This is a genomic window from Rickettsia sp. Oklahoma-10 (assembly GCF_039954865.1).
GTDB classification, from domain to species: Bacteria; Pseudomonadota; Alphaproteobacteria; order Rickettsiales; family Rickettsiaceae; genus Rickettsia; species Rickettsia oklahomensis.
In genome coordinates this window covers 633,644-656,165 of record NZ_CP157197.1, presented here as the reverse complement: position 1 = coordinate 656,165, position 22,522 = coordinate 633,644, and the positions used below count along the sequence as shown (strand labels likewise).

The following is a 22,522-nucleotide window of genomic DNA, read 5'->3' as shown; positions in this document are numbered from 1 at the left end:
AGCATGACCAGCATGGCTCTTATATCATTACCGCGTTCCCGCGGAAATGGGAATGATATAATACATGAATAAAACATTCTAAACATATTTGCCGATTCGTTTTATTTCCCATTTTAATTCAATACCACTATTCTCAAATACGGTTTGCCTGACAAAATCCCCTAAATCTTCTAAATCCTTAGCAGTAGCATCACCATTATTTATCATAAAATTACAATGAAGTTCTGATACTGAAGCACCGCCTATTCTATAGCCCCTAAGTCCTGCTTTGTCAATAAGCTGCCATGATTTAAGGCCCTCAGGATTTGTAAAAGTACTACCACCTGTACGTTCCTTAATAGGTTGCGTCCGTGATCTTGTAGCATTTATTTCATTCATCCGTAATAATATACTTTCACTGTCGCCTTTATTTACTTTAAAAACAGCTTTAAGAATAATTAAATCCTTTGGTAAATTATTACTGCGATATTTAAAACCGATTTCTTCGTTGGTAAATGTTAAAAAGTTTCCTGCAAAATCGATTGCTTCAATTCTAACTATGATATCTTTAAATTCAGAACCGTAAGCACCAGCATTCATAGCAGTACCACCACCGATAGTACCAGGAATACCTACTAAAAATTCAAAACCGGAAATAGCATGTGATTGACAGAATTTTGCTAAATTATAATTAAGACAGCTGCTGCCCACTAATAAATGATTATCATCTATAAAATCAATATTACTAAAATTCTGACCAAGCTTTATTGTCACTCCTTCTATACCGCCGTCTCGTATAATAATGTTTGAGCCTGCACCGAAAATAGTTATAGGTAATTTTTGCTTATTTTGTATCAAGAAACTTGCTAAATCTTCACTATCAAAAGGTTTAAAGAAAATTTCAGCATTACCGCCTACTTTAAACCATGTCAGATGTGTTAAATTATAATCCTTTTTATACTCGCCTTTTACTATCGGTAAAGTCATCACAAATTACCGAATTTTTTTGATAATTCATTTGCAAAACTTGAAATATTACCTGCTCCCATCATAATTATCATATCACCGGAAGCTGCATGATCTATAATAACTCCAACCGCATCATCTAGTTCAGCTAGAAAATTTGCGTGATCGTGATGCTTATTCTTAGTAATCTTATCAACCAAACTTTGTCCTGTTATTCCTTCTATAGGTTTTTCACCTGCAGCATATATATCGGTAATATAGAGTATATCAGCATCAGCGAAGCAAAGCGTAAAATCATCAAATAAATACTGCATTCTTGAATATCTATGAGGCTGAAAAATAGCAATAACTTTACCGTTTTGTTTATTTGCTATATTTTTAGCCGTAGCAAGCGTTGCTTTAATTTCCTCAGGGTGATGAGCGTAATCATCGATAATTGAAGCCCTATTATATTCAGCTACTTTAGTAAATCTCCTCCTCACTCCTTTAAAATTATTAAAGCCGTTTTTAATAGCTTTAATACCAAAATCTAATTCTATCCCAACGGCGATTGCAGCAAGACTATTTAAAATATTATGTCTTCCAGATGTTGGAATAGTAATTTTTTCAATAATCGTTGTACCTAGTACATGCGGTAAACTAATTTTTACATCAAAAGTAGAGGAAGCAATATCAGTGTTAATATTAAATGCTACAATATGAGCATCAGCTGAATCAATTCCGTAAGTCACAATCTTTCTTTCAGTAATATCATCTACTAATTTACGAACTACTTTATGATCAATACAACAAACTGCAAAACCATAAAATGGCAAATTGATAATAAAACTTCTAAAAGCACTAATTAATGTTTCAAAATCTTTATAATAATCTAAATGTTCGGGATTAATATTAGTTATTATCGCAATAGTTGAGGGGATATGAATAAATGTCGCATCGGACTCATCGGCCTCCGCAATTAAATAATTACTTGAACCAAGATATGCATTAGTAGATCTATTATTTATAATCCCACCGTTAATAACGGTAGGACATAAGCCAGCTGCCTCAAATAAACAAGCAACTAGAGAAGTAGTAGTGGTTTTACCGTGTGATCCTGAAACTGCTACGGAACATTTTAATCTCATAAGTTCAGCCAACATTTCCGCACGTCTAATAATTGGAATTTTACGTTCTAATGCTTCTTTTATTTCAGGATTATTTGGATTAATTGCCGATGAAATAACGACATACGAAACATTGGTAATATTTTGCGGAACATGTCCTAAAAATATTTTAATGCCGTATGACTCAAGCCTTTTAGTATTATAATTTTCTACTAAATCAGAACCTTGTACTTTATAACCTAGATTATGTAATATCTCGGCAATACCGCTCATTCCAACGCCGCCAATACCTATAAAATGTATAGTTTCTAAGGTTTGATTAGTTTTTTTTAATTCAAGTAACAGCATATAATTTTAATCATTGAAAGTTGAGTTCTGCATATAGGTTTTTATATATGTTGTCAAGGCTTATAATTCATGTCATGGCGAGCTAATGAAGAGAGTGTAGCAATCTCAAGACTTTGGCACGAGATTACTTTGTCAAAACTATGTTTTCCCTAACACTGAGACTATATTCCTGACTCTGCAGGAATAATATCCACTCTATCAAACTTTGCTTCGGAATAGAAACTCCCTTGTAACCCACCAACTTTTAGATCAATTAAACATTGAGCTATTGCTCCGTTCTCTACAAATTCAGCTACCGTTTTAATACCTAAATCTTCTGAAATTTTAATTAATCTTTCTACAAAATACCTACTTTGTACGTCACTTGTAATACTACGTACATATTTACTGTCAATTTTGATAATATCAATAGATAAGCTTTGGAGTTGTTTAAAAGAGGTAAAACCTGAACCAAAGTCATCTAATGCAAATTTACATCCGTATTTACGTAGCTTATTAATAAACACATTTATTTTATCATAATTCTCATTGAAAGAAGTTTCCGTAATTTCAATAATTAAACGATCTCGCACATTATAAGCTTTTAATAAATTTTCTGCTATGTCCCATAAAGCTTCATCTCCTGTTCCTATATTTGAAATATTAACGGCTAACATTAAATTTTGGTTTTTGGCAAGTTCATTAACAGTCATTTCTAAAACAATTTGATCAATTATAAAAATTAATCCTTTATTTTCAGCAATAGGAATTATAGGACCTACAGAAATATAAATACCGTTCTCATCAGGTATACGCAGTAGACATTCATAATAATGAATTTCCATAGTACTGCGATCTATTATAGGTTGATAAGCAAATCGCATAGTCTTGTTTGCTAAAGCTTGTCGTAGTAAGTTAAGCTGAAGGTTAGATTTTCTTATATTTCCCAAATCATGTGATGTGCTGCTATATTCGCGGTAATAATAATTATTATTTTGTGAAAGTAACATATTTAATATTTTTTCAATTTCTTTAGCATTATTACTTACTGTTGGAAATTGAATACTAGCAATGTAACAATTCATATAAATTGCCGGCTTCTGTTTATTAATATAAAGCTGCGAAAATAAATATAATTTTCTAGCAAAATTTTTAATTAAGTCAGAATCAGTAGTATTTAGGATAAAAAATATTCTATCTTTCTTTATTTTCTTAAACTTTGGGAAAACATTAAGCTCTGCACTTACATTTTCAATGATTTGATCTAAATCTTTAATTATAAAGTGTTTATCTTGCTCTATAAATTCTATTTCATCATAATTAACTAATCTACAAGCAAAACATACGCCTTTTTCCAATTGATCTATCTCATCTTGTAAATCTTCATACTCCGTTATTAATTCCGACATTGCAATTTTTATCATAAAATTATATACTTAAGAATATTAGGACATTTTTACTGTAAATGAAATAAAAATATGAATCGCATAGAAAGGATACAAAAAAAATTAAGTGTGTTAAAACCAGATTTTCAAGAAATAATAGATGAAAGCTATAAACATACGAGTCACTATGATGGAATCCAAAGCCATATAAAAATAAGAATTTCTGCAAAAATTTTACAGGGAAAAAGTCTAATTGCCAATCATCGCACTATTAATAACTTACTTGCCGATGAATTTAATAACGGTCTACATGCGTTATCTATAGAGGTACTATGATGAAAACAAATGATATTATAAAAGTTGCGGTAGGAGCCAGCAGCGTAGCACAAAAAGCTTTAAATAATATAGCGGATAAAAGTTATGGCATAATTGAGGATAAAATACTTAAAGGTAACTACGTCACTCGCGAAGAATTTGAAAAATTACAAACTTTAGTAATAAAACTAAAAAAAGAATTAGCAGAATTAACAGGTAAATAATTACAAGTTAATATTTTTAAGTACATAAAAAGTTTTGGAGGATATGTACCCTGTACATGATGTGAAGCCTGCTGCATTTTTACCTTATCAATATCTATTAGAACTTTTATAACTTTCAAGAACACCAATTATTCCCTAGCGAAAATATGATCTCCTGCTACTCTAGTTGATAATACCTAATTATCACCTATTGAATCTAATAACATGAAGTAAATCTATTACTTAGCCCACATACACATAAAATTGAAAATGTTATGATTATATCTTATTCTTGAACCTATAATTTTAAGGTATTCGTACTTACAGGTTATATTGTATGATAGAGCTGTAATAATTCTGTAGGAGGAATAATAAATATAGAACTTTGAAAGCTTTCTTTTTGTTATACCTATAATATCACTTTACTCACATTTATATTTACATTATTTTTGTACATACCAAACTACTCTTACAGATTAATAATATATACATCAAAATAATGGACCTATAGATAAATTCTTAATACATGACTGTATAGAAGCAAATGCACTATCACTGCTAATAATATAACCATAATTTTTATATCTTTTGATCAGTTCTAATTGATACTGTTGCTGACATGCCGGGAACTAGACTGGCACTTGGGGACTCAAAATCTATTAGAACAGGTACACGTTGTACTATCTTAGTAAAATTACCAGTAGCATTATCGGGTGGGATTAAACTAAATTTAGAACCGGTAGCAGGAGCAATATTACGAATCTTACCGTAAATTACTTTTTTAGGCAAAGCATCAAACTCAATTTTTACTTTCATACCGGACTTAAATTTCTTAATTTGCGTTTCTTTAAAATTAGCTTGAATATACATAGTATTATCTTGCACTATAGAAAACAACGCTCTTCCAGGTAATATATAATTTCCAATTTCTAAACTACTATTGCTGAAGATACCTGATACCATAGCAATAAGTTTAGTATTTTGTAAGCTCCTTAAGGTAACTTTTTTATTTTCCGTTAATTCTTTCAATTTTTCTTTTTCTGCAGATTTTTCAAGATCTAAAAGAACAACATTTTGTTTAGATATATCTAAATCTAATTGTGCTTGCTTATAATCTGTTTTAGCTTTTTGATAATTATTTCTAGCATCATCTAATGTTTTAGAGCTAGCAAATTTTGCCTTATTTAATTCCCGCATCCTAGTAAAATCTGTTGACGCAATATTAAAGCTTATTTTAGTAAGCTTTAATTTCTCAGCCGCTTGTTCTAAGCTAATCCTCCCTATTGAGATTTTTTGCTCTATAATTTCTATATTTTTTTTGCAAGCTTCAATAGATGCTTCAAGTGCCGCAAGCTTTGCTTTATAATCGCTATCATCAATTTCACCTATCAGATCACCTTTATTAACTTTAGTATTATTTGTGATAAACAACTTTATTAAAACACCGTTAACTTCAGCACTAACGTTTGAAATAGCTGCATTTATGTAAGCATTGTCCGTGGATTGTGTATTTGCCCAAACATAAACTCTATATCCAAAATAAATAAAAACTACTAATGCTATAATAATTACATATTTAGTAAATGGATGATGTTTATATTTGTCGATAGCGTGTTGTGATACACTCAGCATAATTAACTTTACCAATACCCTCTATGTTTAAAAAAATAACAAATTGGTATAGAAAGAATATATATCACTGCAATTAACGGCAGTGAATACCATGGATATATGATAAGATTTATAATAACAATAGCAACTAAAATCATTGCAAGCGATAAATACTCAGGTTTAATACTTAAATTTTTTGTTGAGATTGTAGGAAGCCTACTAGCAAGTAGAAAAGCTATAATAGCCAAATATATATTAATTGTTATAGTGTGAGTACGCGTATTGACATTTAATAACGTACCGATTTCAAAATCTATCATTACAGGCGTTAAAGCAAGTAAAGCTCCGCATGGAGCCGGTACACCGGTAAAAAAATATTCAGTTTTTTTATCTTGTTTCAGGTGATAAATGCCAACATTAAAGCGAGCTAAACGCAATGCCATACACACTATAAATAATAGCATTACTGCTGATGAAAATACCTTATACTCATATTGTTGAAAAGACCATAAATATATTAAATAAGCAGGAGCTATACCAAAATTAGCAAAATCGCATAATGAATCAAGCTCTGCACCAAATGGACTAGCTGCGTTTAGCATTCTTGCTATTCTACCGTCGATACCATCAATAATTGCTGCTACTATAATGCAATACACTGCAAGTTCCCATCTACTATCCAAAGCAAATTTTATAGAGCTCATACCAGTTACAAGGCCAAGCAATGTAACAAAGTTGGGAATTAATTTTATTATAGGTACAGGCTTAGTTATTATAGACTTACGAATTTTTAACAATTTTATACTCAAAATGTATTTTAGTAAATTTACATCTTTTATGTTATTCCTGCAAAAACAGGAATCTAGAAAAAATAATCTTAATTAGTACAAAAGTTCTACGTGGAAATTATATCCTGGACACTTGTATGACACGTAAAAATATCTACTTCCTCTCAAACTTGAATTCTGCTGTCTTTTTACGTCCAAAATCAGCAAGGATAGTTTCACCGCCTATAGTGGTCTGCCCTTTACTCACTAATAAAGCTGTTTTCAACGGTAAATAAACATCTAATCTACTACCAAAACGAATTATACCATATCGCTCACCCATTTTAACTTCATTACCCTCTTCTAAATCACACACTATACGCCTTGCTATGAGTCCGGCTATTTGCACACAAACAATTTTCTGCCCTTGATCAGTTTCCATTAATACTGATTGACGTTCATTATAAATACTAGCTTTATCAAGTGAAGCATTAAAAAACTTCCCTGGATTATAATGAAGTGCTAAAATTTTTCCATTTACCGGAATTCTATTAACATGGACATTGAAAATATTTAGAAAAATACTAACTCTAATCATTGCTACATCACCGCACCCTAATTCCGGCGGCGGCAATGCTTCCTTAATTTCTTGAATTATTCCATCTGCAGGACTTATAACCAAATCATCATTTATAGGAACATATCGATCGGGATTACGAAAGAAGTAAATACACCACACAGTAGCAATAAAACCAATACAGCCAAGTTTTGCATTAAATGATGCTAATAAAAAACTTACTAATGCAAAACTAGCAATAAATATATATCCTTCGCGGTGAATAATTTTAAATACATCATTATATTGTTTCATTTTAATCTCTATGAATCTCCTTATTATTTTAACTATGCCTGCTCTACTGCATCTTCTTAGTGATCATCCTTGTCTTCATCTTCTTCTTGAAGGATAGTTTGGGCTTCTTGAGCAGAACCAAGAGCATATACACATAAATCCGGCAGTGGAACACCATTTTTTTTTGCAAGATCATTTAGCTGTGATATTGCTTTCATAACCTCATCAGGAATAGTACCGCCTCTTTCATCAGATAACCATTTTGCTTGAAATTGCAGTGGATGATGACCTTCTTGCGGCGTACCTATATAAAACTTAAACTTGGCTCTTTGTCCACCAAAATCACAGTCAAATTCAAACTCTTTATAATGTACCATAACCTTATGCATAATAATATTATATTCTCACAATAAAAATGCAAATACTAAAATAATTTCTTGTCTAATATTTTTTAAGTTGCTTTGCAATATAGCGATTTGAATACATAAATTTATCGCTAGAATCCATAATTATACCGCCTGCTTCCTTAATAAGAAGGTCAAATGCATAATATAATGTAAAATTTAATAATGATAAACATATTAAATCTGCTTTACCTGATGCTATAAGTGTAGCCGCATAGCAAGGAGAGCCAAAAGATCTAATATTATCTACCTCTCCCAAATCATTATGATTTAAATCTTCAATAATTGCTAAACAGTTCTTTAAATCAGCATTATCAGAAACTCTAAGCCTTAATCTTTGATAATTAGAGTATAAATTATTTTTTTCTATCCAAGCTCCTTTACCTTTTTCAGCATAATAAATTTCATTAAGAGCGGGGAAATATACTATTGTAGAAGTAGGAGTCAAAACTCCTTGATTCCTTTTTAAATAAGTTACAGATATCGCAAAAAAAGGTATACTTCTAGCGAAATTATTTACACTATCTATAGGGTTCATTAAAAACACACTATCATAATTATTATTTAAATCGAATTTATCCTCCGGAAAAAATAAATATTGTGTATGTTTTTGTAATTCTTCACATAATAAAGTTTTCAATTTTAAATAAGACCGCGTGCAAAATTCTTCATTTCTTACAGAATTTCTTTGCAGCATTTCGAGTTCTAAAAAATCTCTATGCAAAAACTTAACTGCTTTACGCAGGACATTAATCAATAAATTAGTTATAGGTTGCATCTAATTAATATTAAAGTAAAAACAGTATACGAAGATCAACTTCAACAAAGAGCAAGGGAGTGCAAAGTCCTTGGAACGCAATGTATACTTTATAGTTCATACTGTAGCTCTCTTTTAGAACAACTACACCAATTTTTGAAGTTCTATCTTAGTAGACTTATTTGGCTCTTTCGACATATGTCATATCATCAGTTTTGACAACAATTTTTTCCCCTATTTCTAAATATTGCGGTACTTTAACTTTAATACCATTTGTTAAAATTGCTGATTTATAAGAAGCGTTAGCAGTTGCTCCCTTTATTACCGGATCAGTTTCACTAATCTCAATTATAACGGTTGGAGGAAGCTCAATATTTAAAGGCTTTTCATTATAAAATTCGACTTTAACTATCATATTTTCAGTTAAGAAAGGTAATTTTTCTTCTAAAATCCCCTTGGGAACATTTATTTGGTCAAAATGTTTTGTATCCATCAATACTAAATCATCACCTTCAAAATATAAAAATTGATAATCTTTTTGTTCAAGCGCAGCTTTTTCTAAATAATTGGAAGAACTGAATCTTTCGTTACGTTTTACCCCTGTTTTTACATTTTTCATCTCAACTTGTACATAAGCTCCACCTTTCCCAGGTTGCGTATGTTCCGGCGTTTTGCTTACAACCCATAAATCATTATTATAAACTAATATGTTACCTGTTCTAATTGAATTTGCTGAAACTTTCATATATTATACTATGTTTAAGACTTAAAATTAAAGTATAAGTATACAAATTATTTCCTTTAAAAACAAGAATTTAATCTTATGACCACAATATTAGTAGTAGACGATATAGAAACCAATATTAAATTACTAACAGCCAAACTTTTAAAAGAGTATTATACGGTTCTTACTGCAAATAGCGGTAAAGAAGCATTGGCAATTCTAAAAAAGGGAAAAATTGATATTATACTACTGGATGTTATGATGTCGGAAATGGATGGATTTGAAGTATGTAAAACGATAAAAACCGATCCAGAAACTACTCATATACCGGTTGTAATGGTGACTGCACTTTCCGATATTGATGATCGAGTAAAAGGTCTTGAAGCAGGAGCTGATGAGTTTTTAACAAAGCCAATTAATGATACCGCTTTATTTGTAAGACTTAAATCATTATCCAGAATGAAAAGCTTAATCGATGAATTAAAACTTCGTAATAGCACTAATGCATTATTAGGCGTAACAAATATTGAAATGCATGACAATTTTGCAGATAAAAAAATATTACTCATTAATGATGATATAGTACAAGCAAAAAATATAAAACAAATGTTACTTAAGATTACAACAAACGTAAAGGTGATCAGTAATTCCGATGAATTAGACATTATCAATAAATACAAACCCAATTTAATAATTATTAGTAGTACGCTTGAAAATGATGATCCTTTAAGAATTAGTGTTATTTTAAGAGGTAAAGCAGAAATAAACGGAGTGGTAATAATTTTACAAATTGATGAAGACGGTATGCCTTTGGTTGTAAAAGGTGTTGAACTCGGTATTAATGATTATTTCATTTATCCTATAGAGGAAAGCGAATTACTAGCTAGAATTAGAACACAATTAAGGCGTAAGCAATATCAAGATAATTTACGTAATGATCTTGAGCAAAGTGTTAATTTAGCAGCTAAAGATGGCTTAACCGGTCTATTTAATCGTCGCTATTTTGATATACACCTCAAACAAATGATTGAGAAAGCTAATAAAGAAAATATTAAATTATATTTACTTATATGCGATATCGACAATTTCAAACATGTAAACGATACTTACGGTCACCAAGCAGGCGATAAGGTTTTAACAATTGTATCCCGTATTTTGAAAAATACTCTCAGAGTAACAGATTTAATAGCAAGATTTGGCGGTGAAGAATTTACTATCCTCTTAACAGATATAGATATTTCTAAAGCAATTGAAACTGCGGAGAGAGTTAGAGTTAAAATAGAGTATACGGATTTTCACATTGAAGATCACATGGAACCTTTAAATAAAACTATTTCAATCGGAGTTACGGAATATAAAAAAGAAGAATCTATAGAATCTTTTATTGAACGTGCTGACAACGCTATGTATACAGCTAAAACAACAGGTAAAAATAAAGTAATAACATTATAATTGATTATTTAAAGTAGAAAAATAATGAAAAATGTTTCCAAAAAATATCTTGATTTACCATATAGACCAGGGGTCGGCATGATGATATTAAATGCTGATAATAATATCTTCGTCGGTAAAAGAATAGATACAAAAATATCTGCATGGCAAATGCCGCAAGGTGGGATAGTGCCCGGTGAAACTCCAAGTATTGCAGCAATGCGTGAGATGCTTGAAGAAATAGGAAGTGATAAAGGATATATTATTGCCGAAAGCAAATGCTGGTATAGTTATGATTTACCAAGCTTTTTAATACCTAAATTGTGGAACGGTAATTTTCGTGGACAGAAACAACGCTGGTTTCTAATTAGATTTACTGGAAATAACGAAGATATTAATATAAATACCTCTAATCCGGAATTTGACCAATGGAGGTGGGCATCACTTGACGAGCTATTATCTATTATAATTCCTTTCAAAAGGAAACTTTATCAAGCCGTTGTAAAAGAATTTGACTCATTAATTCAGTAAAAGTTTTATATATTAAATTATTTATAGCCTCTTGATCCTATATTTGACCTAAACATACATTATGTTGATCACTATTATTCATAGTGATCAGAATTGATATGTACATGTACCTTAATTTTATTAGCTATATATCCTAGCCTAATTACTTATGTTACTGCTGTAATATAGAAATTAAAGAGTACTTGATATCTCTACTCTCAATTAACTGATTTATAGCACTAAATAATGAGCTATCTGTAGTATCATTGCCTAAAATACAGCACAATCATTGTGTAACTCTATATCTTGACCGCAACTAGATCCAACCATAATATTATGTACTATCATTCTTTATTCAGTTATAATTATAATCACCAATTATATGTGCAGTAAATAGCATTTGCGAGGTTAGCTATAAAATCCTTTACTTCTCTTAATATGTCAATTTATAATAAAATTACTGAGGTAGTGATTTATTGTAGTGTCAGTTTTCCAATTAATTGTATCAATTTGAGTTTCGGCATTAAAATTTATATATTCAATCACTTAATCTTAATGCGGGATAATGCGCTTCTTGTTCTACAATTGCAGCTATCTTATCTGCAAACTCTATAGCTTTTACAAAATTAGGAAATTTATATTTCTTAAGATGTACTAATTCATTTACTTGATATGCATTTTGTAATTCAGCTAATAATTTAGCAATCAATTTCTTTTTTATCAAGTGGCAGCACTCCACCTTGACACGGAATACATTTTTTTCACTTAATACTGTCATAGTTTTTTCTATATCAAAGTTAAAATATTAATCTTTATAAGATACATCTTCAAGTGTACATGCCACCACTCAATTTGACATTACTTTTAAATTATGTTTTTTGCATCTTAGAACCTAAATAATTAGGTTTTGCTAAATATTGCATATCAATTAATTTACAGTCATTATGTGAAGCTTCATCAAAATATGTTACAAGAAGTATATATGTCGCATGTTATTGTCATCTAAATAGGATATAACACGCTTGTCTTTCAACTTTTGCTTTAGGATTATTATTAACGTCCTGCCGAAGTTTTCTTATCGATAAATCTATATAGTGTACTACCCTTAATATACACTCATACTCTCGATCTTTCAGCTATATAACCTAATGTAAAACATTTAGACTTATCATATATGGGTAAAAATGATTCTTATTTTTTTAATCAAAATTATCTTCATCTTAAAAAGCGCTGTACAACTTTTTGTCATTTATATGCATAATATATAATTAAGTGTAAGTGAATAACCATCTTTCCTCATCCGATAATACTTTAAGAACTTTATCAGCTTCATATGGTAAAATTGCTTCCGGTGTTTTATAATCCTCTACCTTTTACCAACAAAATTTTCATCTGCATAATAACACATACTTTGGATAAGTGTAGGATCGATATCTTTAAGATACACAAACCCTTTAGGTAAGGATCTGGCATACATTTAAGAAAAGTACATAAACATAAGAATTAAAGTTATTAATATCAATTTCATAAAATGCTAGGCTCTACAAAAGTTTCTAATTGATTAGTTATCTTAATATATTGTTTAGTGAAAATTAAATCTTGTTAGCAATCTTCACAGACCCTAATATAAAATGATTTATACAAAATTTTACTAAAAACTAGAACTTTTAAAAAGATGAATGAATGGTAGCGAGGGAGGGATTTGAACCCACGACACACGGATTATGATTCCGTTGCTCTCACCAACTGAGCTACCCCGCCACAGAGGAGAAATAATATATTATTACAGATATTGTTTACTACAGCTGTTGCAAGTATTCTATATCATTCCAGCAAAAGCGGAAATAATATTAGAGCCATGTAACAATTGCAATGCAAACAGCTTAAATTCTATCTTAACGTTTAGAAAATTGTGTTTTCTTACGCGCTTTACGCTGTCCGTATTTCTTACGCTCTACTACTCTAGAATCACGTGTTAAAAGACCACCTTTACGCAAAATAGCATGGAAATCCGGAGCAGATTTATCTAGAGCTTTAGAAATCCCATGTAAAATGGCTCCTTTTTGTCCTGAAATTCCTCCACCTCTAACAGTACAAATTACATCATACTGATTGATAGTATTTGTTAAAACAAAAGGTTGTAAGATCGTTTTCACATAAGTTTCAGAAGGAAAATACTGGTCTATTGCTTTTTTATTAACAACTATTTTACCTTCTCCTACTTTAAGCCATACTCGTGCTATAGCATTTTTTCTTTTCCCTGTAGCATAAAACTTATCTAAATTATCTATTGTTTCTTTAGGTGCTTTTACTGCTAGCTTCTCAGAAGTTAGAACTTTTTTAGTTAATAGCTTGTCTGTTTTAATCTTTAACTTTGTCATAGGTAATTACTTTTTATTTTTTGGATTTTGGCTCGCAAAATCATAAATTATAGGCTGCTGTCCTACATGAGGATGATCACTATTCGCATAAATATACAAATTACTCATTTGCTTAGCACCTAAAGCATTTCTTGTAATCATTCTTTTTACAGCCATTTTAATAACCCTCTCAGGGTGTTTACCGCTTAAGATTTTACCTGCCGTAGTATCTTTAATACCACCTGGAAATCCTGTATGTCTGTAATATATTTTTCCATCTTTGGTATCCGCTTTTTTACCTGTTAATTTTACATACGCTGCATTTATTATGATTATATTATCACCACAATCTAAATGAGGAGTAAAGCTAGGCTTATGCTTACCACGTAGCATATTAGCAACTCTACTAGCGAGTCGTCCGAGTACAATATTTTTTGCGTCTATAACCCACCATTTCTTTTCAATGCCCGATGGTTTTGCAGAATAAGTTTTCACAATAGTATCTTTTTAATTTTTAAATAAAGGCTGGAACACATTTAATAGCATTAATAGCTACCATTTGTCAAGTTAAATATAATCTATTTACTTCCAAATATTATATTTCTCTCAGTAGAGAAATATAGATGATTATTTGTACTTAAACCATAATAACGAATATTCTTTATAATTTTGCCGATATGAGGCATCATGTTTAATCCAGTATTATCAACATCAAAACTATATAAAACACCGTTAACGGAAATCACATTTAAACTTTGCTTATTGTTATTATCAACTCCAACAAACGGTGCTAAAAAAGTAGCAGATTTTAGTTTCTTAGGATCATTTCTATCATTTAAATCAGCTACAAACTTTACTTTCCCTGTTTCAGGATTAAATGCTGCTATTTGTCTTGCATTATTTGTTACAAATAAACTATTACCGATTAAAGACATTGATTGGATATCCTCTGCATTTACCTGCCAAATCACACTGCCGGTTGCTGTACTCAATTTAATAAGCTTACCAAGACCGGTTGCTATATATAAATTCATATTATCATGAACGGGCTTACATAAAATACTTGATTCATCAAAATTTGGTATAGCTATGTGATCGCTAAGATTTGCAAACTCAAAATTCCATCTTACTTCACCATTTTTTATATTCAATGCAAGTACTTGCCCAGAATTATAAGTTACTATTACATTGTCATGTTGTACTATCGGTGTCATAAAATAACTAGCCGATAAAACTTCCGTAAGGCTTTCATGCTCCCATACGGTTTTTAAAGTTTCTGCATCTAAAGCAATTGTTTGATTACTGATAGTTTGCACTAAAACAGTATTATCATTTAGCATAACAGGCTTAATTCTAATAATATCCGGTAGTTCTTTTCTAATGATTTCATAACCTGATTTTGCATCTACTACTACTAACAATCTTGAGCCGTATGTTACGTATAGCTTGCCGTTATAATGTAAAATTCCACCACCTACATAATTATCTTTCTTATGTCTACTTAATTTATAAGACCAAATAATCTTATTTTTCTCTATAGAAAATGCTGAAATATTTGAGCTAATATCCAATGCATAAATAATATCACCTATAAAAACTGGATCGGTAATTATTTTGCTTCTAGCAAAACTATACTGTTTATCTTTAAGCATATTTACATTAAATGCATACATATTTGTATTAGAATCTAAATATATTGGTTCATTAGTTTGCATTGATAATTTAGGAGTCAGTTCAACAATATTTTTTACCCTTTGCGGTCCAAGTCTGCTACATGAAATTAAAATAAAAGGTAATAACAGAAGTGCTATTTTTTTTGTCATATTTTTCCTTAAGTACTAAATTATTATGGATTTAAATTTACGAGTAGAGCCTTAGCCTGATCTTTTAACAAATCAGATACATTATTTGAAATTAATAAATTTTTTAGATTTTTTTCTACTTCTAGTTTTATATTATTCTTAATATTCCATATAGCTTTCATAATAGTGGCTGTAGCCCAAAAAGGTTTTTTCTCATCATCAAAATAGTTTAAATATTTTGTCAATGTTTCTTTATCTTGCATATCTAAATTTTGATCATCAATGACGAGACCACACCATGAAATACGTGCATAAGAAGTAGAAATTTCAGAATATTCTTTATTTTCGATAATTTTATTAAGCAGGTCTTTAGCTTCTGAATATTTTTGTTCCGCAATCTTTATAGCTACTTGTTCTAATGCAGCTATTTCTTTTATTCTAGTATTACTAGTAGTAACTAAATTTTCTAAAGTATTAAAAGCTAATTCTTTATTATCTTTTGTTACTTCTAAACCAACGGTCTTAACAAGAAGATCTCCATTTTTCTGGTTATTTTTAATTCTTTTATCTTTATTATTATTAATAACAACCATTATAGTAATAGCTATTATAGAAATGATTATTATTATAGATAAAAGCTTTTTGAAAAAAATTAACCTTTTTTCTTCATGTTGATCACTCAATACTTCATCTAAAATATCAGTCATATTTTATTATTTTTATTTATTTTTACAGCCAAATTTGATCTTAGCATCTTCTGTCATTTTCCTAGATGCAGCTGTTCTATTAGTTGGAAATTCCTTATCAAGCTTAGCAAGCATATTACATGCTTCCTGAGTTTTTTTTAGTTCACCTAAGGAAAGTGCTAATTTCAATAACCCATCAGAAGATTTTGCCCCTGTCGGTGACTCTTTATAGCCTTTTAAATAGTTAACTGCTGCTCTGTTATAATCTCTTTGTTTAAAAAAGCATTCCCCGTACCAAAAATAAGCATTACTAATTAGCGAACTGTTAGGATACTTTTGGATAAAATTTTTAAATTTATCTTTTGCTTCAGTAATCTTATTATCCTTATAAACAGCTAGAGCTAAATCATAAGATTGCTTATCAGGAGCTACATCCTTATTGACTGTAATGGTTTTTTTAGAAGCAGTATCAGGCATATCTTTTAGCAAAGCTACATCAAAAACGTCTTGGCTTTTTGAATTATTACTTTCTACAATTTCAGTATTTTCTACTTGATTTGGAATATTTGAGTTTTGTATTAACATATCAATCTTATGTTGTAAAACCTCAACTGTACCAATTAATCTTCTGATTTCTTGTTCCTGTTCATCTAGCCTATTTTCAAAATCATCATTTGCTACACATTTTAAAGGCTTTCCTTTTATAGTTTCGCTTTCTCCGAAAGAAACTATAGAAAATAAAAACGCAAATAATAAGATAATCAATTTCATATTTTTTGTAAAAATTTATAACATTTCTTATAATACCCAAAAAATTTTTTATATTCTACATATATTTTGTAGCATTGCCTAAATAACTATAGATTTTATCATGAACTATGCTACTAAAAAGAAGTATAGCAATCCAGAAAAATACTAAGAATTAGTATTTTGCTTCCTTGATAAGTCAAAACTGATAGTTTTCTGCGCAATGACATAGAATTTTAAGCTATCAACTCTTATTTTACAACGCCTATATTTCAATACTAACGTCATATGTAAAAGTTATTGTTACAGTGGTACCTTTATTTATCTTACTTTGTAAATCAAATTTACCATTCATAAGTTCAACCAGCTTTTTAGTAAGCGGCAACCCAAGACCGGTCCCCTCATATTTTCGACTAAGCTCACTATCAATTTGGCCGAATGCTGACAAAGTTTTTGGAATATCTTTTTCCTCAATACCGATGCCGGTATCTATAACTTTTATATATACTAATTTTGCCAACTTGTCTTTTTCAAGTGCAATAGTAACACTTCCTCCAGAATTTGTAAATTTCACGGCATTTGATAAAAGATTTAAGAATACTTGTTTTAGCCTTTTTGGATCAGCCTTTATAACAACATGCTCTTTCGGTAATTTACTAATTAAGGCCACTTTGGCTTTATCAGCACGAGGCTTAACAAGTATAAGCGAAGAACTAATTAATTTATTTAAATCAAGATCAATACTATCTACTTTTAATTTATCGGCAGAAGCTTTAGAAAGATCTAAAATATCATTAATCATACTAAGTAAATGTTTACCGGCATCATTTATATCTTTAATATAATTTTTACTTTTTTCTATATCCCTTTCCGACATAAGAATTTCCGAAAAACCTATTATAGCATTAAGTGGTGTACGCAACTCATGACTAATATTAGTAAAAAATTTTGTATTTGAAGAACTAGTTTTTTCTAGCTTTACTATTTGAGCTTTTAAATTTCTATTTGTTTCAAGCTGCTCCTCAATGATTTTTCTAGCATAGTTAGTATTACTAATAATTATAGTGCAGAATATTATAAAAATAATAATAAACGTTATAAAAACTTTTTGCTCAAGCGATGTTATATTTTGCCACTGGTTGGTAATATTAGTATTAATCTCAAATACTGCATCTACTGGACAATCTAAATTATTACCTATAATAGGGATATAGCTAGTAACAAAAGAAGCTTCTTCCAATGTTAAGTCACTCTCATTTTCTATTATTACCCTTGGTAATAATATATTACTTGTAATACCTTCAAAAGCATCTTGAAGCGGAGCACTGGAAGTAAAAGACTTTAAAAAAAATTTATCGATTTTTGCGGTAGCTATCTCAACCAAATTATCATCTTTATAGTTTTCTACACTATACATATGTAACATATTACTAGTAATAAATTTATTACCCTTAAGATCGTAGAGAGAAATATTAATATTAAGGTTAGTGAACCATTGAGCGGTAATCTTTACAAAATCAATAAACTGTTGATCTTGTAATAGTTTTAAATAATCGAATTTATGTAATTTACTGATTACATGCTGATGAGTATTCCAAATATTATCAATGTAAAGTTCTACAATTTTAGTATGTTCCAAAGCTACGTGTTTTACTATCATTTCTTTTATTATAAAATAACGGTAAAACATCATATTTATAATAATATTAAGAAACAATATAATGAACGATAATCTTACTATATATTTATTATGGTTCATTACGAAACCTAGTATTTATTTTTAGCTCAACCGATATCACCCTTTAGCTTGCCCCTCTACTGTACTAACATTCAGGATTTTATACCAGCTGAGGCGGAAATCTAGAAAATAATCTTACTATTAGTACAAAATTATAAATTAATTAACAAAATAAACCTGAAAAACAAGTTTTGCTTAGGTTTTACTAGACTACCGCTTACATGTTGCGGGCATGAAATAGGGATCTATACAAAAAGTTAGGAATGACAAAGAATTATATTACTCTTGCTGCTCCTTACCTTCTTGTTTAACATTACTTGTTTCCAACTTCTTATTAATAATTAACCCTGTAATCACATCATAAGCACGAGCAAATTGATAATCTTTTTTGTATAATTCCGATAATTCATTCTCTTCTTGTTTATTATTTTTGGTTTTTGTTTCTTTTTTACTATCTTTGTTTTTAAATGCATTATCTTTATTTTTTGCATTATCATTCTTTAGGTAATTTTTTAAAGAACTCTCTGAAAAACGCTTATCTATTTTTTTCACCTCAGGATATTCGACTTTTGCTGGCTCAATTATAATATCAGGCTCTATTCCTTCTGCTTGAATAGAACGACCACTTGGGGTGTAATATTTAGATATGGTGAGTTTTACGGCAGCCCTAGAATTGATTTGCGTTAGAGCCTGAACTGATCCTTTACCGAAAGACTTAGTACCAAGTATTATTGCTCTTTTATGATCTTGCAAAGCTCCAGCAACTATTTCCGAGGCAGAGGCAGAATTACCATTTATTAACACTATCATAGGTACTTTGGGAGCTTTTAACGAAAACTCATTTGCTTTAGTTTCACTATTACTTGATACAGTTCTACCTTTTGTTGTTACAATTATACCGGAATCAATAAAATAATCACTAACTGCAATAGCTTGATCGAGTATACCTCCAGCATTATTGCGTAAATCAAGAATAATACCTTTAAGACCCTCTTTACTTTCAGTGTTTAACTTTTTTACTGCTTTCTTCAACTCAGAAATTGTTGACTCATTAAAAGTAATTATACGTATATATGCAATATTATTCTTCTCTAAATGTGCTTTTATCGGCTTGATTTTTACTATTTCCCGAGTAAGTTCTACTTCTTGTGGCTTTGCCTCTTCTTCCTTAATTATCAACAATTTAACCTTAGTACCAGCTGTACCACGCATTTCTTTTATAGCTTTATTAGGACCAAGCGTAGAGACTAATTCGTCATTCACACCTACTATATAATCCCCACCTTTCAGTCCTGCTTTGAAAGCCGGCAAATCGTCAATAGGAGATATAATCTTAATTACTCCGCTATCATACATTATTTCAACACCGATTCCGCCAAATTCACCTTTTGTAAAAGTAAAAATATCTTCTAAATCCTCATCAGTATAATAGCCTGAATGAGGATCAAGCGAATTTAACATACCGTTAATTGCTTCATCTATCATTTTTTGCCTATCGGGTATCTGTACGTAATCCTTTTCTATACGTTCAAATACGTTTTGAAATTGCTTATAAGCTTCCTGATTCGATATTTTATTTTCAGGTTCTTTTTCTGCTTCTGCAAATGCACAAATAGAATTTATTATAAATAATAGTGTTATAATTAAACGTAATAACATAATACTCCAAATATGTGTTTAATTTTGTGTTTTTAACGTCATTGCGAAAATGCATAACCAGTGTGAATTAATTTTCTCAATGTCATCCCGCAACTTGATCATGGAATCTTGTATAATAAACTTTTTCTCCTAAGACCCCGTGGTCAAGCCACGGGGTGACATGTTTCTTCAAATATCCAAATCATTAATAATTTCGTCCATTTTAACTAAAGCTTGTTCATAAATAAATTGAAATCTTTTGTCCGGCTTTTTACCCATTAAATCATCTACTATTTTATTGACATTTTGGAAATCTTCTAAAGTCACCTTTAAAAGCGATCTTTTTTCAGGATGCATAGTAGTTTCTTTTAATTGAGCAGGCATCATTTCACCAAGACCTTTAAATCTACCTACTTCAATTTTAGCTTTACTTGTTTTTGATAATTTATCTGTTAACCTTACTTTTTCATCTTCATCAGCTGCATAATAAGTTTTATTAGATTGCGTTAAACGATAAAGCGGGGGTTTCGCTAAATATAAATGCCCCCCTTCTACCAATTTTGGCATTCGTACAAAAAAGAAAGTCATTAATAATGAAGCTATATGGGCACCATCTACATCTGCATCAGTCATAATAATTATTTTTTCATAACGCAAATTTTCTTCTTTATAATTTTTTAAACTACCACAAGCAAGTGCTATTTCTAAATCCTGTATTGCTTGATTATTAAGGATTTTCTCAAGCGTAGAACTCGCCACATTTAGTACCTTGCCCCATAACGGTAACACTGCCTGTGTTTCCCTATTACGCGCTTGTTTTGCAGAACCTCCTGCCGAATCACCTTCCACAATAAATAATTCTGTTCCTTCGGGTGAGGTACGTGTGCAATCAGCAAGTTTACCAGGTAAACGTAATTTTTGAGTAGCATTTTTACGAGAAATATTTTTTTCGTTTTTCTTACTTATTCTAAATTCGGCAATAGCAATTACATGTTCAAGAAGATTAGTAGCTAAAACTTTATTACTACTAAGAAAGTGGTCAAAATGATCTTTTATTATATTCTCAACAGGTTTGCTTACACCGTTTGATACTAATTTTTCCTTAGTTTGCCCCTGAAAAGATGGTGCAGATATAAAAACAGAAAGTACTACACTTGCAGTTTCTAAAATATCCTCAATGATCAGATTAGCAGCTTTTTTATTCCCTATCATTTCACCATATGCTTTAAGCCCGCGTAAAATAGCTGACTTAAGCCCGTGCTCATGTGTTCCTCCTTGCGGAGTCGGAACGGTATTACAGTAAGATTGCATAAACGCTGAGTTATAGTTCTTTTGCCAGCAGATTGCCCATTCAAGTTTTACCTCGTCCAGCTTAGACTCTATATTACCTGAAAAAATTTCCTGAGTAATTAAATTATCTAGAGTTATTTTTGAACTTAAATAATCTTTTAAACCGTTCGGAAAATTTATTAATGCCTTTTTAGGTATATCTGACGGCACTTCTACTTCACACTCCCATTCTATAGTAACACCGCGATATAAATAAGCTTTTGATCTTGCAAGCTCATAAATCTTTTTAGGATTAAAATGTAATTTTTCACCAAAAATTTCTGGATCGGGAATAAAATTTATTGATGTACCTCTTAGTCTTTTAGGTGCTTCTTCACATATTAAATCAGTTAACTTTGCTCCTCTAGAATAACTTTGACTATATAATTTACCTTGTTTATAAACCTTGATTTCTAAATGTTTAGATAAAGCATTAACTACAGATATTCCAACACCGTGTAAACCGCCTGCAGTATTATAAACATTATTTGAGAATTTACCGCCCGAATGAAGAGTAGTTAAAATTACCTCTAAAGCAGATTTATCAGGAAATTTAGGATGATTATCAATAGGGATACCGCGACCGTTATCAAATATAGTAATACTATGATCCTGATGCATTTCTATCGTGATAATACTTGCATAACCCGCCACTGCTTCATCCATAGCATTATCCAGCACCTCAGATACTAAATGATGCATAGCATTTGAATCGATGCCGCCAATATACATTCCTGGTCTTTTACGAACAGGCTCAAGTCCCTCTAATACTTCAATATCTTTTGCACTATAGCTAGTATCAACTAGATTAAATTTTTTTTCTTTGTTAAAGCTGAATAAATCATTCATATATTAGGGGAGGTAATTAATTATTTTTCTTTCTAAAT

At 30.4% G+C, this 22,522-nt stretch carries 21 protein-coding genes, 1 tRNA gene and 1 pseudogene; 4 read left to right on the top strand and 19 right to left on the bottom strand.

The genetic code is table 11. From position 1 onward, the window contains the following. Positions 1–78 precede the first annotated feature (78 nt). The 3 genes from murB to AAGW17_RS02925 all read right to left on the bottom strand — a co-directional run bounded on the left by murB (position 79) and on the right by AAGW17_RS02925 (position 3,802). A complete protein-coding gene (murB, locus tag AAGW17_RS02935) occupies positions 79–969 on the bottom strand; it encodes a UDP-N-acetylmuramate dehydrogenase (protein ID WP_347938570.1) in 891 nt (296 codons plus the stop codon). Further along, positions 966–2,399 (bottom strand): UDP-N-acetylmuramate--L-alanine ligase, encoded by a 1,434-nt coding sequence (gene murC / locus AAGW17_RS02930; RefSeq protein ID WP_347938569.1) that lies wholly within the window; start codon positions 2,397–2,399, stop codon positions 966–968. Before murC ends, murB begins: the two co-directional genes overlap by 4 nt. Before the next feature lie 161 nt (positions 2,400–2,560). Further along, the gene (locus AAGW17_RS02925) at positions 2,561–3,802 is read right to left on the bottom strand and encodes an EAL domain-containing protein (protein WP_347938568.1); all 1,242 of its coding nucleotides are present in this window, start codon (positions 3,800–3,802) and stop codon (positions 2,561–2,563) included. A 54-nt stretch (positions 3,803–3,856) separates the two neighbouring features. Here AAGW17_RS02925 and AAGW17_RS02920 point away from each other — a divergent pair, with 54 nt between their 5' ends. Both AAGW17_RS02920 and AAGW17_RS02915 read left to right on the top strand, forming a co-directional pair. Next, complete coding sequence (locus AAGW17_RS02920; protein ID WP_347938567.1) at positions 3,857–4,099, top strand: BolA family protein; 243 nt, start codon at positions 3,857–3,859, stop codon at positions 4,097–4,099. Next, positions 4,099–4,302 carry a hypothetical protein gene (locus tag AAGW17_RS02915; protein ID WP_347939398.1) on the top strand — a complete coding sequence of 68 codons (204 nt, stop codon included), beginning with the start codon at positions 4,099–4,101 and terminating at the stop codon, positions 4,300–4,302. Before AAGW17_RS02920 ends, AAGW17_RS02915 begins: the two co-directional genes overlap by 1 nt. A gap of 558 nt (positions 4,303–4,860) precedes the next feature. Here AAGW17_RS02915 and AAGW17_RS02910 read toward each other — a convergent pair. The 6 genes from AAGW17_RS02910 to efp form a co-directional block, all read right to left on the bottom strand. Continuing rightward, a complete protein-coding gene (locus AAGW17_RS02910; RefSeq protein WP_347938566.1) occupies positions 4,861–5,913 on the bottom strand; it encodes an HlyD family secretion protein in 1,053 nt (350 codons plus the stop codon). 8 nt (positions 5,914–5,921) lie between these two features. Further along, positions 5,922–6,689: a CDP-alcohol phosphatidyltransferase family protein gene (locus tag AAGW17_RS02905; protein WP_347938565.1), complete on the bottom strand. Its 768-nt coding sequence runs from the start codon at positions 6,687–6,689 to the stop codon at positions 5,922–5,924. A gap of 145 nt (positions 6,690–6,834) precedes the next feature. Beyond that, positions 6,835–7,530 carry a phosphatidylserine decarboxylase gene (locus tag AAGW17_RS02900; protein ID WP_347938564.1) on the bottom strand — a complete coding sequence of 232 codons (696 nt, stop codon included), beginning with the start codon at positions 7,528–7,530 and terminating at the stop codon, positions 6,835–6,837. Between the two features lie 56 nt (positions 7,531–7,586). Beyond that, on the bottom strand, positions 7,587–7,886 hold the full coding sequence (locus AAGW17_RS02895) for a DUF2610 domain-containing protein (protein WP_347939397.1): 300 nt from the start codon (positions 7,884–7,886) through the stop codon (positions 7,587–7,589). A 64-nt stretch (positions 7,887–7,950) separates the two neighbouring features. After that, positions 7,951–8,691 carry an inositol monophosphatase family protein gene (locus AAGW17_RS02890; RefSeq protein WP_347938563.1) on the bottom strand — a complete coding sequence of 247 codons (741 nt, stop codon included), beginning with the start codon at positions 8,689–8,691 and terminating at the stop codon, positions 7,951–7,953. A 157-nt stretch (positions 8,692–8,848) separates the two neighbouring features. Then, positions 8,849–9,415 (bottom strand): elongation factor P, encoded by a 567-nt coding sequence (gene efp / locus AAGW17_RS02885; RefSeq protein ID WP_347938562.1) that lies wholly within the window; start codon positions 9,413–9,415, stop codon positions 8,849–8,851. A 78-nt stretch (positions 9,416–9,493) separates the two neighbouring features. On the opposite strand from efp, the gene AAGW17_RS02880 reads away from it, so the two are divergent. Further along, a complete protein-coding gene (locus tag AAGW17_RS02880; protein ID WP_347938561.1) occupies positions 9,494–10,846 on the top strand; it encodes a PleD family two-component system response regulator in 1,353 nt (450 codons plus the stop codon). A gap of 24 nt (positions 10,847–10,870) precedes the next feature. Continuing rightward, on the top strand, positions 10,871–11,356 hold the full coding sequence (locus AAGW17_RS02875) for an RNA pyrophosphohydrolase (protein ID WP_347938560.1): 486 nt from the start codon (positions 10,871–10,873) through the stop codon (positions 11,354–11,356). 523 nt (positions 11,357–11,879) lie between these two features. Here AAGW17_RS02875 and AAGW17_RS02870 read toward each other — a convergent pair. From AAGW17_RS02870 to parE, 10 genes and pseudogenes are all read right to left on the bottom strand, one after another. Further along, positions 11,880–12,113 (bottom strand): annotated as a pseudogene (locus AAGW17_RS02870) (4a-hydroxytetrahydrobiopterin dehydratase); the annotation flags it as partial. Between the two features lie 906 nt (positions 12,114–13,019). Beyond that, positions 13,020–13,096 (bottom strand) — tRNA-Met (locus AAGW17_RS02865). A gap of 134 nt (positions 13,097–13,230) precedes the next feature. Then, positions 13,231–13,716: a 30S ribosomal protein S9 gene (gene rpsI / locus AAGW17_RS02860; protein WP_347938559.1), complete on the bottom strand. Its 486-nt coding sequence runs from the start codon at positions 13,714–13,716 to the stop codon at positions 13,231–13,233. Between the two features lie 6 nt (positions 13,717–13,722). Further along, positions 13,723–14,190 carry a 50S ribosomal protein L13 gene (gene rplM, locus AAGW17_RS02855; RefSeq protein WP_347938558.1) on the bottom strand — a complete coding sequence of 156 codons (468 nt, stop codon included), beginning with the start codon at positions 14,188–14,190 and terminating at the stop codon, positions 13,723–13,725. 83 nt (positions 14,191–14,273) lie between these two features. Then, the gene (locus tag AAGW17_RS02850) at positions 14,274–15,518 is read right to left on the bottom strand and encodes an outer membrane protein assembly factor BamB (protein ID WP_347938557.1); all 1,245 of its coding nucleotides are present in this window, start codon (positions 15,516–15,518) and stop codon (positions 14,274–14,276) included. 23 nt (positions 15,519–15,541) lie between these two features. Next, positions 15,542–16,204: a DUF2659 family protein gene (locus tag AAGW17_RS02845; RefSeq protein ID WP_347938556.1), complete on the bottom strand. Its 663-nt coding sequence runs from the start codon at positions 16,202–16,204 to the stop codon at positions 15,542–15,544. Between the two features lie 12 nt (positions 16,205–16,216). Beyond that, a complete protein-coding gene (ybgF, locus tag AAGW17_RS02840; RefSeq protein ID WP_347938555.1) occupies positions 16,217–16,954 on the bottom strand; it encodes a tol-pal system protein YbgF in 738 nt (245 codons plus the stop codon). Between the two features lie 241 nt (positions 16,955–17,195). Further along, positions 17,196–18,689 (bottom strand): sensor histidine kinase, encoded by a 1,494-nt coding sequence (locus AAGW17_RS02835; protein WP_347938554.1) that lies wholly within the window; start codon positions 18,687–18,689, stop codon positions 17,196–17,198. A gap of 258 nt (positions 18,690–18,947) precedes the next feature. After that, on the bottom strand, positions 18,948–20,327 hold the full coding sequence (locus tag AAGW17_RS02830) for a S41 family peptidase (protein WP_347938553.1): 1,380 nt from the start codon (positions 20,325–20,327) through the stop codon (positions 18,948–18,950). A gap of 168 nt (positions 20,328–20,495) precedes the next feature. Further along, entirely contained in the window at positions 20,496–22,484 is a 1,989-nt protein-coding gene (parE, locus tag AAGW17_RS02825) for a DNA topoisomerase IV subunit B (protein ID WP_347938552.1), read from the bottom strand. Positions 22,485–22,522 lie beyond the last annotated feature (38 nt).